Source organism: Stenotrophomonas sp. FR024 (assembly GCF_047500745.2).
In the GTDB taxonomy this organism is placed as follows: domain Bacteria; phylum Pseudomonadota; class Gammaproteobacteria; order Xanthomonadales; family Xanthomonadaceae; genus Stenotrophomonas; species Stenotrophomonas maltophilia_A.
Genome location: NZ_JAXAXM020000016.1, coordinates 71,679 through 86,049, shown reverse-complemented (window position 1 = coordinate 86,049; position 14,371 = coordinate 71,679). Strand labels below are relative to the sequence as shown.

10 protein-coding genes are annotated in these 14,371 nt (G+C 67.1%); 3 read left to right on the top strand and 7 right to left on the bottom strand.

All coding sequences use genetic code 11. From position 1 onward, the window contains the following. Positions 1 to 192: 192 nt before the first annotated feature. The 3 genes from ACMZ91_RS16885 (at position 193) to ACMZ91_RS16875 (ending at position 7,094) form a co-directional block, all read left to right on the top strand. A complete protein-coding gene (locus ACMZ91_RS16885; RefSeq protein WP_149909403.1) occupies positions 193 to 5,169 on the top strand; it encodes an NAD-glutamate dehydrogenase in 4,977 nt (1,658 codons plus the stop codon). Between the two features lie 159 nt (positions 5,170 to 5,328). Next, positions 5,329 to 6,102 carry an NAD kinase gene (locus tag ACMZ91_RS16880; protein WP_006376667.1) on the top strand — a complete coding sequence of 258 codons (774 nt, stop codon included), beginning with the start codon at positions 5,329 to 5,331 and terminating at the stop codon, positions 6,100 to 6,102. Positions 6,103 to 6,149: 47 nt separating this feature from the next. Next, on the top strand, positions 6,150 to 7,094 hold the full coding sequence (locus ACMZ91_RS16875) for a 5'-nucleotidase (protein WP_005417414.1): 945 nt from the start codon (positions 6,150 to 6,152) through the stop codon (positions 7,092 to 7,094). 129 nt (positions 7,095 to 7,223) lie between these two features. Here the strand turns inward: ACMZ91_RS16875 and ACMZ91_RS16870 are convergent, their stop codons facing one another. The 7 genes from ACMZ91_RS16870 to ACMZ91_RS16840 all read right to left on the bottom strand — a co-directional run bounded on the left by ACMZ91_RS16870 (position 7,224) and on the right by ACMZ91_RS16840 (position 14,356). Then, complete coding sequence (locus tag ACMZ91_RS16870) at positions 7,224 to 7,775, bottom strand: DUF2939 domain-containing protein (RefSeq protein ID WP_071227460.1); 552 nt, start codon at positions 7,773 to 7,775, stop codon at positions 7,224 to 7,226. A gap of 42 nt (positions 7,776 to 7,817) precedes the next feature. Beyond that, positions 7,818 to 8,798, bottom strand: a complete 981-nt coding sequence (locus tag ACMZ91_RS16865; RefSeq protein ID WP_414577606.1) for an aldo/keto reductase — start codon at positions 8,796 to 8,798, stop codon at positions 7,818 to 7,820. Continuing rightward, positions 8,798 to 9,484, bottom strand: coding sequence for a DUF2461 domain-containing protein (locus ACMZ91_RS16860; protein WP_032127674.1), 687 nt, complete (start codon positions 9,482 to 9,484; stop codon positions 8,798 to 8,800). Before ACMZ91_RS16860 ends, ACMZ91_RS16865 begins: the two co-directional genes overlap by 1 nt. Next, positions 9,481 to 10,920 carry an exodeoxyribonuclease I gene (gene sbcB / locus ACMZ91_RS16855; protein WP_182266389.1) on the bottom strand — a complete coding sequence of 480 codons (1,440 nt, stop codon included), beginning with the start codon at positions 10,918 to 10,920 and terminating at the stop codon, positions 9,481 to 9,483. The genes ACMZ91_RS16860 and sbcB overlap by 4 nt, the downstream gene beginning before the upstream one ends. Then, complete coding sequence (locus ACMZ91_RS16850; RefSeq protein WP_134951557.1) at positions 10,920 to 12,287, bottom strand: FAD-dependent oxidoreductase; 1,368 nt, start codon at positions 12,285 to 12,287, stop codon at positions 10,920 to 10,922. Before ACMZ91_RS16850 ends, sbcB begins: the two co-directional genes overlap by 1 nt. Before the next feature lie 31 nt (positions 12,288 to 12,318). Next, complete coding sequence (kynU, locus tag ACMZ91_RS16845) at positions 12,319 to 13,593, bottom strand: kynureninase (RefSeq protein ID WP_414577609.1); 1,275 nt, start codon at positions 13,591 to 13,593, stop codon at positions 12,319 to 12,321. 241 nt (positions 13,594 to 13,834) lie between these two features. Further along, entirely contained in the window at positions 13,835 to 14,356 is a 522-nt protein-coding gene (locus ACMZ91_RS16840) for a 3-hydroxyanthranilate 3,4-dioxygenase (RefSeq protein WP_032127723.1), read from the bottom strand. Positions 14,357 to 14,371 lie beyond the last annotated feature (15 nt).

Genomic DNA, 14,371 nt, shown 5'->3' with positions numbered 1-14,371 from the left:
GTCTTCCGGTAACACGCTTTGCCGATCCTGTCGGCAGTGCTGAAGCGCGCACCAGCACCATGCCGGTGCGAACTGAATAGGCGTCTAAACCGCAGCAAACCCGAATCTGGTTATTCCGTCCTGCAGCAAGGCCTTTTCGTGCGGTAGGGCTACAATTTCATTTTCCCAACTGAGCAAGCGCATCGCTCTGCCATGAAACCGCAAAAAACCGCAGCCAAGACCGTGAAAAACAAGACCAAACCAGCAGAGTCGGAGGTCGCAGTGACCGCTGGTTTCTCCCTGGAGCCGGTGTACACGGCATTGCGCAAGCGTTACCCCGCGGCCGCACAGGCCGAAGCGGTGGCCTTCGCCACTGACTTCTACAAGCGCATGGAGTCGGACGAGTTCCCGCACCACAGCGCTGAAGAGTGGGCCGCTCTCGCGGCTGAGACGCTGGAATTCGCCCGTGCCCGCAAGGCCGGCAAGGCCAACGTCCGCGTGTTCAATCCGACCGCGAAGGCCAACGGTTGGGAATCGCCGCACACCGTGCTGCAGATCGTCAACGACGACATGCCATTCCTGGTCGACACCGTCACCATGTCGCTGGCCGAACAGGGCGTGGGTGTTCACGTGTTGGGCCACCCGGTGCTGCGCTTCACCCGCGACAAGGCCGGCAAGCTGGTCAAGGTCGGCGAGGGTGATGCCGAGTCGGTGATGCTGCTGGAGATCGACCGCCAGCCGGCCGAAGCCATGGCGGCCATCGAGCAGGCCATCAGCAAGGCGCTGGACGAAGTGCGTGCGATCGTGCGCGACTGGCAGCCGATGAAGGACAAGGCGCTGGCGCTGGCCGACGACCTGGGCAGCCGCCAGCTGCCGGTCGACGACGCGTCGCGCAAGGAAGCACAGGAATTCCTGCGCTGGGCCGCCGACAACCACTTCACCTTCTTCGGCTACCGCGAGTACCGCGTCGAGAAGCAGGGCAAGGAAGAGGTGCTGGCGCCGCTGAACGACACCGGCCTGGGCCTGATGCGCGGCAAGGACAAGTCCGCCGCACGTCCGGTCAAGACCTTGGCCGCGCAGGGCCTGAACACCACGTCCGGGCTGAAGGACGCGCTGATCCTGACCAAGACCAATGCCCGTTCGCGCGTGCACCGCGCCGGCTACATGGACTACATCGGCGTGCTGGAATTCGACGCCAAGGGCAAGATCATCGGCGAGCAGCGCTTCCTCGGCCTGTTCACCTCCAGCGCCTACAACCGTCGCCCGTGGGAAATCCCGCTGGTGCGCCAGCGCCACGAGCACGTGATGAAGCAGTCGGGCCTGGCCTCGGCCAGCCACAGCGGCAAGGCCCTGCGCCACATCCTGGAAACCCTGCCGCGCGAAGAACTGTTCCAGTCCAGCGAGGACGAACTGTTCCGCACTGCCATGGGCGTGCTGGGCCTGCAGGAGCGCGTGCGCAGCCGCCTGTTCCTGCGCCGCGACAAGTACAGCCGTTTCATCTCCGCGCTGGTCTACCTGCCGCGTGAGCGCTTCAACACCGACGTGCGCCTGCGCATCGAAGCGATGCTGAAGGACGCGCTGCACGGCGAGTACGTCGACAGCTCGGTGGTACTGGGTGAATCGCCGCTGGCCCAGGTGCACCTGATCGTGCGCCCGAAGCCGGGCGAAATGCTGGACGTCGATACCGCCGAACTGGAGCAGAAGCTGGCCCAGGTGCTGCGCAACTGGCAGGACGACCTGCGCGAAGCGCTGGTGACCCGCCATGGCGAAACCGAAGGCCTGCGCATCGCTGCCCGCATCGGCAAGGCACTGCCGGCCGGCTACATCGAAGACAACAGCACCGCCGTTGCCGCCAACGATGTCAGCCAGCTCGATGCCCTGACCGGCCCGGACGACCTGCGCCTGAGCCTGCAGGCCGTGCCGCGCGAAAGCGGCGATGGCCTGCGCCTGAAGCTGTATCGCCAGCTGGACGACATTCCGCTGTCGGACGCGCTGCCGATGATGGAAAACATGGGCCTGCGCGTGATCGCCGAGCGTCCGTACCGCCTGTCGGTCGACAACGCGCCGGTGTACGTGCAGGACTTCGAGGTCGAGTCGACCGCCGGCGCGATCGATGCCGCCAGCGTCGATGAAGCCTTCGGCGAGACCTTCGCCCGCGTCTGGCATGGCGATGCCGAGAACGACGGCTTCAACCGCCTGGTGCTGGCTGCCGGCCTGCACTGGCGCCAGGTCGCCATGCTGCGCGGCTACTGCAAGTACCTGCTGCAGACCGGCGTGCCGTTCTCGCAGGCCTACGTGGAAGGCACCTTCGCGCGCTACCCGCTGCTGGCCCGCCTGCTGGTCGAGCTGTTCGAAGCCCGCTTCGACCCGGCTACCGGCCATGAGAGCAAGGACGATATCGCCGCCGGCCAGGCCCAGCTGAAGGCCCACTTCGATGTGCTGGCTGCTGGCGACGACGCCACCCTGAAGGTGCTCAAGACCGTGGTCGACGCCCGCAAGGGTGACCGCGACGCGCAGATGCAGGCCGCGCGCGATGCGCTGCTGAAGCTGATGGACCGCGTGTCGAGCCTGGACGAGGACCGCATCCTGCGCTCGTTCATGGGCGTGATCGATGCGACCCTGCGTACCAGCTACTACCAGACCGATGCCAACGGCCAGCACGGCCATGTCATCAGCTTCAAGTTCGATTCGGCGCTGGTGCCGGACCTGCCGAAGCCGCGCCCGTACCGCGAAATCTTCGTCTACGGCCCGCGCGTGGAAGGTACCCACCTGCGCTTCGGCGCGGTCGCCCGTGGTGGCCTGCGCTGGTCGGACCGTCGCGAAGACTTCCGTACCGAAGTACTGGGCCTGGTCAAGGCGCAGATGGTCAAGAACACCGTCATCGTGCCGGTCGGCGCGAAGGGCGGCTTCTTCGCCAAGACCCCGCCGGTGAACGGCGACCGCGACGCGATCTTCGCCAACGGCGTGGCCTGCTACAAGCTGTTCATCCAGGGCCTGCTGGACATCACCGACAACATCGTCAACAACAAGATCGTGCCGCCGGTGGATGTCGTGCGCCACGACATGGACGATCCGTACCTGGTGGTGGCTGCCGACAAGGGCACCGCGACCTTCTCCGACATTGCCAACGGCCTGGCCATCGCGCACGGCTTCTGGATGGGCGATGCCTTCGCCTCCGGTGGTTCGGTGGGTTACGACCACAAGGGCATGGGCATCACCGCACGCGGTGCGTGGGAGTCGGTCAAGCGCCACTTCCGTGCGCTGGGCCGTGACAGCCAGAGCCAGGACTTCACCGCAGTCGGCGTCGGCGACATGTCCGGCGACGTGTTCGGCAACGGCATGCTGCTGTCGCGCCACATCCGCCTGGTCGCTGCGTTCGATCATCGCCACATCTTCCTGGACCCGAACCCGGATGCAGCCACCACGTTCGTCGAACGTGAGCGCCTGTTCACCGTGCCGCGTTCGAGCTGGGCGGACTACGATGCCAAGCTGATCAGCAAGGGCGGCGGCGTGTACCCGCGCAGCCTGAAGTCGATCGAGATCACCCCGCAGGTGCGTGAAGTGCTGGGCCTGGACGAGAACGTCAAGGCGCTGTCGCCGAACGACCTGATGAGCGCGATCCTGAAGGCACCGGTCGACCTGCTGTGGAACGGCGGCATCGGTACCTACGTCAAGGCCGCCAGCGAGCAGCACAGCGATGTCGGCGACCGCGCCAACAACGCGCTGCGCGTGAACGGTGGCGAGCTGCGCTGCAAGGTGGTGGGCGAGGGCGGCAACCTGGGCATGACCCAGCTGGGCCGCATCGAAGCTGCCCAGGCCGGCGTGCTGCTCAACACCGACTTCATCGACAACTCGGCCGGTGTCGACACCTCCGACCATGAAGTCAACATCAAGATCCTGCTCAACGATGTGGTGCGGGCCAAGAAGCTGACCGTCGAGCAGCGCAACAAGCTGCTGGCCTCGATGACCGATGAAGTCGCCGAGCTGGTGCTCAACGACAACTACCGCCAGAACCAGGCGCTGAGCCTGATGGAGCGGATGGCGGTCAAGCGCCTGGGTTCCAAGCAGCACTTCATCCGTACCCTGGAGCAGCAGGGCCTGCTTGATCGCCAGATCGAGTTCCTGCCGTCCGATGCCGAGCTGTCGCAGCGCAAGGCACGCGGCCAGGGCCTGACCCGTCCGGAGTTGTCGGTGCTGCTGTCCTATTCCAAGCTGGTGGCGTTCGCCCAGCTGCTGGATTCGGACATTCCGGAAGATCCGTACCTGTCCAAGGAGCTGCAGCGCTACTTCCCGACCCCGCTGCAGAAGAAGTACGCCGACGCAATGGAGCGTCACCGCCTGAAGCGCGAAATCATCGCCACGGCCGTGACCAACCAGACCATCAACCGCATGGGCGCCACCTTCCTGATGCGCATGCAGGAAGACACCGGCCGTTCCATCGCCGAGGTCGCCAAGGCCTACACCATCAGCCGTGAAACGCTGGATGCGCGTGCGCTGTGGGCACAGATCGATGCCCTCGACGGCAAGGTGCCGGAGTCGGTGCAGATCGATGCACTGGAAGTGATCTGGAAGCTGCAGCGCTCGTTCGTGCGCTGGCTGCTGTCGCGCCCGGGCGCGATGCCGGGCATCACCGAAGCGGTCAACCGCTACCAGGGGCCGTTCAACGACATCCGCGTTGCTTCGGGTGTGCTGCCGGATTCGCAGCGTCCGACCTACGAAGCCCTGGTGGCCGAGTGGAAGGAAAAGGGCCTGCCGTCCGCGCTGGCGCAGCAGCTGGCCGAACTGCACTTCCTGGAGCCGGCGTTCGACATCATCGAACTGGCCCGCACCCGCAAGCTGAAGCCGGTGGACGTGTCCAAGGTTCACTTCCGCTTGGGCGACGCCCTGCAGCTGCCGTGGCTGTTCGAGCAGGTCGACGCGCTGGAGGTCAATGGCCGTTGGCACGCCGTGGCACGTGGCGTGCTGCGTGACGAGCTGGCCGCCAACCACCGCAACCTGGCGGGCCAGGTGCTGGGCACCAAGGGCAGCAGTGCTGAAGCGAAGGTGGCGGCCTGGATGGGTCGCGACGACAACAGCCTGCGCTTCACCCTGGCGATGCTGGCCGAACTGGCCGAGCAGAAGACCCTGGACTACCCGACCGTCTCGGTCGCGGTGCAGCGCCTGGGCCAGCTGGCTGCACATGGTGCGTAAGTGATGTACCGCCGGGTTATGCCCGGCGTGTGTTGAACAGAACGGCCCCGCGAAAGCGGGGCCGTCTTGTTTTGCGGCGCATGCCTGGGACGGGTAGTGCCGGCCAGCGGCCGGCACTACCGGGTATGCTCTTGCTGGCACACCCACCCGGATCCACCGATGAGCGACACCCCCCGCATCGCTTTCCTGGCCAGCACCACCGAGCCCGCGCAGATGGCCCGCGCCGCGATGGTCTCGCGCTATGGCGATCACGCGCCGGAGCAGGCGGACGTGCTGTGCCCGCTGGGCGGCGACGGTTTCATGCTGCAGACCCTGCATCGGCACGGGCACCTGGGAAAACCGGTGTTCGGCATGAAACTGGGCACCGTCGGCTTCCTGATGAACCAGTACCGCGGCGACGACGACGTGCAGGCCCGCATTGCCCGTGCCGAACCGGCCAACCTGCGCCCGCTGGAAATGGTGGCGCTGACCGAGTCGGGCACCAGTACTGGTTCGCTGGCCTACAACGATGTGTCGCTGCTGCGCCAAACCCGGCAGGCGGCGCATATCGGCATCGACCTCAACGGCCAGGAACGTGTGGCCGAACTGATCGGAGACGGCGTGCTGGTGGCCACCCCGGCAGGCAGTACCGCCTACAACTATTCCGCGCACGGACCGGTGCTGCCGCTGGGCTCGCATACCATCGCGCTGACGCCGCTGGCCCCTTACCGGCCGCGACGCTGGCGCGGGGCGATCCTCAAGGCCGACACCGAGGTGCGTTTCCGCGTGCTTGATCCGTACAAGCGCCCGGTCAGTGTTACAGCGGATTCGCACGAGACCCGCGACGTGGTCGAGGTGACCATCCGCGAGTCGAAGGACCGCCGCGTGACCCTGCTGTTCGACCCGGAGCACAACCTGGAAGACCGGATCCTGAGCGAACAGTTCGTTTTTTGACGACAATAGGCGGCCGGCCCCGCCGACCGCTTGAAGGACCCCCACCGATGGGCGACAACTCCCCCCGTTTGCTGACCGTCGCGGTGACCTCGCGCGCCCTGTTCGACCTCGAGGAAAGCCATGCGCTGTTCGAGAGCGATGGCGTGGCGGCCTATGCCGAATTCCAGCGCCAGCACGAGGACGATATCCTCGGGCCCGGCGTGGCCTTCCCGGTGGTGCGCAAGTTGCTGGCGCTGAATCAGGGCGCCAGCCCGGAGAACCCGCGGGTCGAGGTGATCCTGCTGTCGCGCAATTCGGCCGATACCGGCCTGCGCATCTTCAATTCGATCCAGCACTACGGCCTGGGCATCATCCGCGCAACGTTCACCGCCGGCGAGCCGACCTGGCCGTACGTGAAGCCATTCGGCACCGACCTGTTCCTGTCGGCCAACCCCGAATCGGTGCGCAGCGCGCTGCGCCATGGCATCGCGGCGGCGACCATCCTGCCCAAGCCGCCGGGCGAGACCGCCGCTGCGGCGGCCGACCAGATCGATACCGGTCGCCCGGCCGGCCAGCTGCGCATCGCCTTTGACGGTGACGCCGTGATCTTCGGCGACGAGAGTGAGCGCATTTCGCGCGAGCAGGGCGTGGAAGCCTTTGGCCGCCACGAACGCGAGCGCGCCCGCGAGCCGCTCAGCGGCGGGCCGTTCCGTGGCTTCCTGTCGGCGTTGCACACGCTGCAGGAAGTGTTCCCGGCCGGCGACAGTGCGCCGATCCGTACCGCGCTGGTCACCGCGCGATCGGCACCGGCGCACGAACGGGTGATCCGCACCCTGCGTGAGTGGGGTGTGCGCCTGGACGAAGCGCTGTTCCTCGGTGGCCGCCACAAGGGCCCGTTCCTGCAGGCGTTCGGCGCCGACATCTTCTTCGATGATTCGCAGCACAACATCGACAGCGCCCGAGAGCATGTAGCCGCCGGCCACGTACCGCATGGCGTTGCCAACGAAGGATAGGGTCTGGTAGTTGCCAACCTTGGTTGGCGCCGTCCTGGATCCATGCCCACCAAGGTGGGCATCTACCAGAGCGCTGTACCCCGGTAGTCGCCAACCTTGGTTGGCATTGCCGTCAGGCCACGGGTCCGGTCACGGGCTGCCGGACATCCCCAGCTGCAGGTCCACCACCTTCCAGCGCAGGCCCTGCGGTTCCAGCACCACCTTCATCGGCGGCTGGCCGGGGCCGCGATCGACATCGATCACGAAGCGGTCCAGCGCTTCGAAATGATGTTCGGCATGCTTCAGCGGCCGTGCGGGTTCGGTCGCGCCGAAGGCATCGCCGCCCTGCAGTTCATTGCGGCCGCGCTTCCACAGCACGTGACCCTGCAGCATCGCGCCGATCCCGGTCGGGGTCACCATGGTGTCCACCGCGGCACCACCAAGCTGGTCGCCCAGCCCGTACAGCAGGGCACCGAACGGGCTGGCCGCCACATCCGGGCCGGCCTGGCGCACCAGATAGTCATTGAGCTGCGCGCGCAGGCTGCTGCGCACGCGCGGGAAATCGACGTAACGCTCCAGGCGCGCGGTGTCGCGTTGCTCAATGGCCTTGGACAGGCCATTGACGGTCATGTACGGGCCGCCGAACCACCAGGCGGCCAAGGCCAGGACCAGCAGCCCAACGAGTGCGGTGAGTTTCTTCATGCCGCCCAGACTGCCGCAACCGCAGCAGCATGGGGTGAAGACTCAATGACTGGGTGATCCGCCGCCATCACCGAAGGCGCTCACCAGCTGTTGGCGTTCGGCTGCGGTCAGTGCCTCAAGCCGCGTCGCCAGCACTTCGTCCAGGCTGCCGGTGCGGGTGGTGCCCAGGATGCCACTGGCTACGCCGGGATGGCCGAGCGCGTAGGCAAACGCGGTCTGGGCCGGGCGCTGGCTGCGGATGGCGGCGAGTGCCTTCCGCATATTGCGTGCGCTGCGCATCAGTTGACGGCTGCTCGGCTTGAGCCAGGCCCTGGCCAGGTACCAGGCATCCGCCGGTCGTGGCAGGCGCGGGCGTGGTGGCAGCAGATGGCCCTGCGCCAGCACGGTGCCGGCCAGCACGCCGATGCCCACCGCGTGCAACTGGTCGATGAGGGGTTCACGGTCCTGCTGCAGGGCGTTGTAGTCCAGAAGCACCACGTCGAACAGCGTGGGATGGTCGATCATCCAGCGCAGGGTCGATGCCGTGTGCGTATTGATGCCGGTGTGCCGGATCAGCCCACGTTCGCGCAGGCGTTGCAGCGCGGCCAGCAGGTCATCGTTGATGTCGTGCTGGCTGGCACCGTGCAGCTGGTAGATATCCAGGTAATCCAGGCCGAGGTTGCGCAGCGAAGCCTCGCAGCTGGCAGTGATGGCTGCCGGCGAGAAATTGCGTTGCTCGGCGCCGCTGACGCCGGCCTGGCCGGTCAGTGTGCCGCCCTTGCTGGAAATCACCAGCGACTCGCGCGGGTATCGCTTCAGCAACGGGCGCAGGATGCGGCCCAGCCGCGGCTCGGCGTGGAAACCGGAATAGTTGTGGCCGGTGTCCAACAGGTTCACGCCCTGTGCCAGTGCATGCTCGACCACGTGCGCTGCCGACTGTTCCGGGAAGCGGCGATGCCCCCAGAAGCCGGAGCAGCCCAGGCCCACCGGCGAAATCGGCAGGCCGGTGCGGCCCAGCGTGCGGCGTTGCTGTGCCAACGGCATCAGAATTCCAGGTCCAGCGCCGCGCACAGGTAGTCGACGAACGGGCCGAGCGCGGCCAGGTCCTTGCCCAGCGTGGACAGCAGGCGCGGGCCGGTCATGGTGGCGTCGTCCAGCGAGCGCCACATCACCCAGTTGCGGTGCTTGAGGTCGTCGATGAACTCGAAGTCGGCCGGGAAGCCGCGCGGCGGCCGCACCAGCTTTTCGCTCTCCTCGAAATCGAAACGCTTGCGCAGCGCCGGTGCATGCGCGGCGGCCTTCCAGCTGCCCGGGTTGTCGAGGATGAAGTGGCGCACGCGGCGCTGGGTCTCCGGTTCCGGATGCCACAGGCCGGCACCGACGAAGCTCTCGCCCGGCTGCAGGTGCACGTAGAACGAGGGCGCGGCCACCTCGCGGCGGCGCTCATGGAACAGGCGTGCACCCTGCCAGGTCTTGTACGGGGATTTGTCGTTGGAGAAGCGCGCGTCGCGATGGATGCGGAACAGCGAGCCGCCGACGCCGCGGGTATCGGCGCGGAAGTGGTCGCTGACCTCGGCCAGCGCCGGCTGCAGGTCACCCAGCAGGCGCAGGAATGGCTGCCGCACGTGGTCTTCATACTGCTGGCGGTGGTCGTTGAACCACGCCTTGTCGTTATGCCGCGCCAGGCTGCGCAGGAACTTGAAGCTGGCGTCCGAGAAATAGGTACTCACAAGGTCTCCTGCAGGTGCTGGCCCCAGTCGCGCAGCGATTGCAGCAGGGCCTGGCGCCGTGCATCGTCGGGCGCTTCAGCGGCCAATGCATCGAGCTGCTGCTGGTACTGGGGCAGGTTGAGTTCGCCCAGCCCGCCGTCCCCGAGCAGGCGCTGGCGGCGGTAATCCTGCCAGCGCTGGCGTTCAGCCGGTGCGAGGCTGTCGGGATGATTGCGCGCACGGTAACGGAACAGCAGCTCCGGCAGGCGTGGGTCGCGGAAGCGGCCTTCCAGTGCGGCCAGCTGCTCCGGCGCGGTGGTGCGTGCCAGCGCAAGCAGCGGCTTGTCGCCATTGCCGAGGAAGCCGTCGTAGAGCGAGGCATCGACATCGGCCACGGTGGCGGCGCGGGGCTGGTTGTAGACCTGCCGGGCCTTCTCGGCCAGCTGCGGGGCGAACGCGCGCAGGCGTTCCACCTTGGCCTCGATCGCGGCCACGTCCAGGCCGAGGCGCGCGTGGTCATCGGCGCGCAGGTGGTTCCAGGCGATCAGCGCGGGCACCTTGTTCAGGTGCACTTCCTTCAGCGGCACCCGCGCCACGCCTTCGGGCAGCTCGCTGGCGCGCATGTACAGGCGCTGTGCGATCACCTCGGCCGGCAGTTCCAGCAGATCGTCGATCTCGCCTTCCAGGTCGAACACGATCACCCGGTTGTTGATGGTCGGGTGCGCGGCCAGCGGCAGCACCGGGGCCGCGCACAGGCGACTGGCCGGGTAGCGCATGGAAATGTGCAGTACCGGCTTCATCGCGGCCACGTCCAGCAGGCTGCCGACGAAGCGTTTGTCGCGCAGCTTCAGCGCGTACTCCCACAGCCGTGGCTGCGACTGCTTGAACAGGCGTGCCATGCCGATGGTGGCGCGTACGTCGGACAGCGCTTCGTGTGCATCGCCTTCGCGCACGTTGTTGGCCTCGGCCAGGTGCTCGAGCTTGAACGAGGTGGCGCCATCCTCGCGCAGCGGCCACTGGATGCCGTCCGGGCGCATCGCGCGCATCAGCCGCAGCATGTCCAGCAGGTCCCAGCGCGAATTGCCGTTGCGCCACTCGCGTTCGTACGGGTCGTGGAAGTTGCGGAACAGGCCGTAGCGGACGAACTCATCGTCGAAGCGCAGCGTGTTGTAGCCCAGCGCACAGGTGCCGGGGCGCGACAGCTGCTCGTTGATGCGATCGAAGGCCTCGGCCTCGCTGATGCCCTCGGCCAGTGCCTGCTGCGGGGTGATGCCGGTGACCAGCGTGGCCATCGGCGAGGGCAGCAGGTCATCGGCCGGGCGCACGAAGAAGCTGACCGGCGTGTCGATTTCGTTGAGATCGGCGTCGGTACGGATCGCGGCGTACTGCGAGATGCGCGTGCGCCGCGGGTCCTGGCCGAAGGTTTCCAGGTCGTAGAACAGGAAGCTGTCAGCCATCAGTGCGCGCCCTCCAGGACCGGTAGCTGGGCGTGGATCTGTGCTTCCAGTGCGGTCCAGTCGATGTTGTCCAGTGAATCGTGACCGGCGGTGGCGGCCACCAGCATGTCGCGCTGCAGTTCGGTGCGGCGCAGCGCCTCGGCGTACGGCGTGTGCAGGAAAGTGACCATCGTGTAGTGCGGTACGAAGCGGGTCGGCCAGCGCCGCTGCAGTTCCTGTTCCAGCTCGCGCTGCAGCAGGAAGGCGGGATCGGCCACGCGGTCACGCATCTCCAGGTAGTTCTCCAGTGCCATCCGCTGGATGGCACGTGCATTCGGCTTGCGCTCGGCTTCGAACGCGGCGAACGCGCCTTCCAGATCATCCGCCTCCATCAGGTGGCGGGCCAGCGCAACGCAGTCCTCGAACGCGCAGTTCATGCCCTGGCCGTGGAACGGCACCATCGCATGCGCGGCGTCGCCGATCAGCACCGCGCGGCCCTGCTGGTGCCAGCGTTCCAGGGTGAGCGTGCCAAGCAGGCCCGGTGGATGCTGCTCCCAGTCCGCGCGCAGGTTCGGGATCAACGGCAGGGTGTCGGCGAACTCGCGCGCGAACAGCGCCTCGGCCTGCGCCCCGGTATTGACCGTGGCGAAGCTGGGGTCGCCCTGGTTGGGCAGGAACAGGGTGACGGTGAAGGTGCCTTCGTGGTTGGGCAGGGCGATGCACATGTAGTGGCCGCGCGGCCAGATGTGCAGCGCATTGCGCTCGATGCGGAAGCTGCCATCGGCAGCCGGCGGGATCTCCAGCTCCTTGTAGGAGTGGTCGAGGAAGGCGATGTCCTCGCCCAGCGGCGCACGCCGGTTCATCGCCGCGCGCAGGGCCGAACCGGCGCCGTCGGCACCGATCAGGGTGTCGAAGCGGATGTCGTGCGGGCTGTCGTCGCGGTCATCGATGAAACGCGCGTAGCCGGCGTCGAAATCGACGGTGTGCAGGCGGCGATGGAAGTGCACGGTGGCGCCAGCCTGTTCGGCCAGCTCCAGCAGCGTGGTATTCAGATCACTGCGGTGGATCGACCAGATCACTTCGCTGTCATCACGGCCATAGCGCTGCAGCTGCGGTTCGCCGTCGCGCGGGTGCACCATGCGCCCGCGCATCATCACCGCGCGTGCCATCACTTCGTCCTCCACGCCCGCCTGGCGCAGCGCATTGCGCCCGCGCTCGGCCAACGCCAGGTTGATCGAGCGGCCGCTCTCGTAGTCGGCTACGCGCGGATCGCCGCGGCGTTCGTACAAGGTGATGCGCCAGCCCTGGCGTGACAGCAGGATGGCCAGCAGGGACCCGGCAAGGCCGGCACCGATAATGCTCAACGAGCGGGAAGCGTGTGCGATCAACGAACTGTCCAGCAGTAGGGGAGGGGCCGGCTTAGAGGCCGGCCCAGGCTTCCACTTCCTCGACGAAGTGGTGCACGTCCAGGTAGCGGTTGTAGAGCGGCGTGGGCGAGATGCGGATCACGTCGGGTTCGCGCCAGTCGCCGAGCACGCCGATGCCGCGCAGATGCTCGAACAGCGCACGGCCGCGCTCGCGGCCACCGATCACGCGCAGCGACAGCTGGCAGCCGCGGCGCTGCGGGTCAGCCGGCGTGATGATGTCCAGCACGCTGGACAGGCGCGCGCGCACCAGCGCTTCGAGCATGCCGGTCAGCGCCAGCGACTTGCTGCGCAGCGCTTCCATGCCGGCACGCTCGAACAGGTCCAGCGATGCACGCAGCGGGGCCAGGCCGAGGATCGGTGGGTTGCTCAGCTGCCAGCCCTCGGCGCCGATGGCCGGCGTGAACTGCGGTGCCATCTGGAAGCGGGTGGATTCCTCATGGCCCCACCAGCCGGCAAAGCGCGGCAGGGTGGTGTCGCGGTGATGGCGCTCATGCACGAACGCGCCGGCCACCGCGCCCGGGCCGCTGTTGAGGTACTTGTAGTGGCACCACACGGCGAAATCAGGGGCCACGTCATGCAGGCGCAGCGGCAGGTTGCCGACCGAGTGTGCCAGGTCGAAGCCAATACGCGCGCCCTGCAGACGTGCGGCGCGGGTGATCGCATCGAGGTCGAAGGCCTGGCCGGTGCGGTACTGCACGCCAGGCCACAGCACCAGCACCAGGCGTGAACCGTGCTCGGCGATGGCATGCTCGATCGCGGTCAGTGAAATCGTGCCGTTGGCCTCGTCCGGCTGCACTTCCACCAGGCACTCGGCCGGGTCGAAACCATGGAAGCGGATCTGTGCTTCCACCGCGTGGCGATCGGTCGGGAATGCGCCGGCTTCCATCAGGATCACCGGACGCTCGGCCGTGGGCCGGTAGAAGCTGACCATCATCAGGTGCAGGTTCACGCTCAGCGTGTTCATTGCAACTACCTCGCTGGGCAGCGCACCGACCACGCGGGCCAGCTGCGCGCTCACCAGGCGGTGGTAGGACAGCCACTGCGTCGGGCCGGTGAAGTGGCCTTCCACCGCCAGCTCGCCCCACTGCTTCATCACTTCCTGCACGGCCGCCTGCGCGCCACGCGGCTGCAGGCCCAGCGAGTTGCCGACGAAGTAGGTCTGCTCGCCGCCGCCATGGCGCGGAATCAGGAATTCATTGCGCAGCGGGCGCAGCGGATCGGCGGCGTCCAGGGCAATGGCGTGGGTGCGGCTGAGCAGGTCGGACATGGTCGGGCAACAGGCTGCAACGGGACCGCCAGTGTAGCGCCTGGGCCAGGGCCCGGTAGCGGCCGACCCTGCACCAGCGCCGCATGACCCGGTTGTCGCCAACCTTGGTTGGCGCACGTGCAAGCAAGCGCCCACCAAGGTGGGCAACTACCAGAGCGGGGGCAAGCGCCCACCAAGGTGGGCATCTACCAGAGCGGGGGCGAGCATGCGCCCACCAGGGTGGGCGACTACCGTTCGAGGCTCAGCCGACCGCTGGCGCCGGCAGCGGGTCCACGTGCCCGCACTCGCTGCAGGTACGCAGTTCCAGGCTGGCGTGATAGCGCGCAAACACCTTGGGCAGGTCGGTTTCGATGTTCTGCAGCGGGAAATACTCTTCGTGCAGCTTGTGGTTGCAGCGCTCGCAGTGCCAGATCACGCCGTCCATCTCGTGCGGCAGGCGCTTGCGCTCGACCACCAGACCGATACCACCGGGCGGGCGCCGCGGCGAGTGCGGCACCTTTGCCGGCAGCAGGAAGATCTCGCCGGCGCGGATCGGAATGTCGCGCACTGCGCCGTCTTCCTGCACCTTCAGCACCATCTCGCCTTCGAGCTGGTAGAACCACTCCGGGCCTTCGTCGTAGTGGAAGTCGGTACGCGAGTTCGGCCCGCCCACCACCATCACGATGAAGTCGCCGTTGTCGATCATCTTGTTGCCCACCGGCGGCTTCAGCAGGTGGCGGTTTTCTTCGATCCAGGCGTGCAGGTTGATCGGCGAAGCGAGCATGGTGGTCATCCGTAA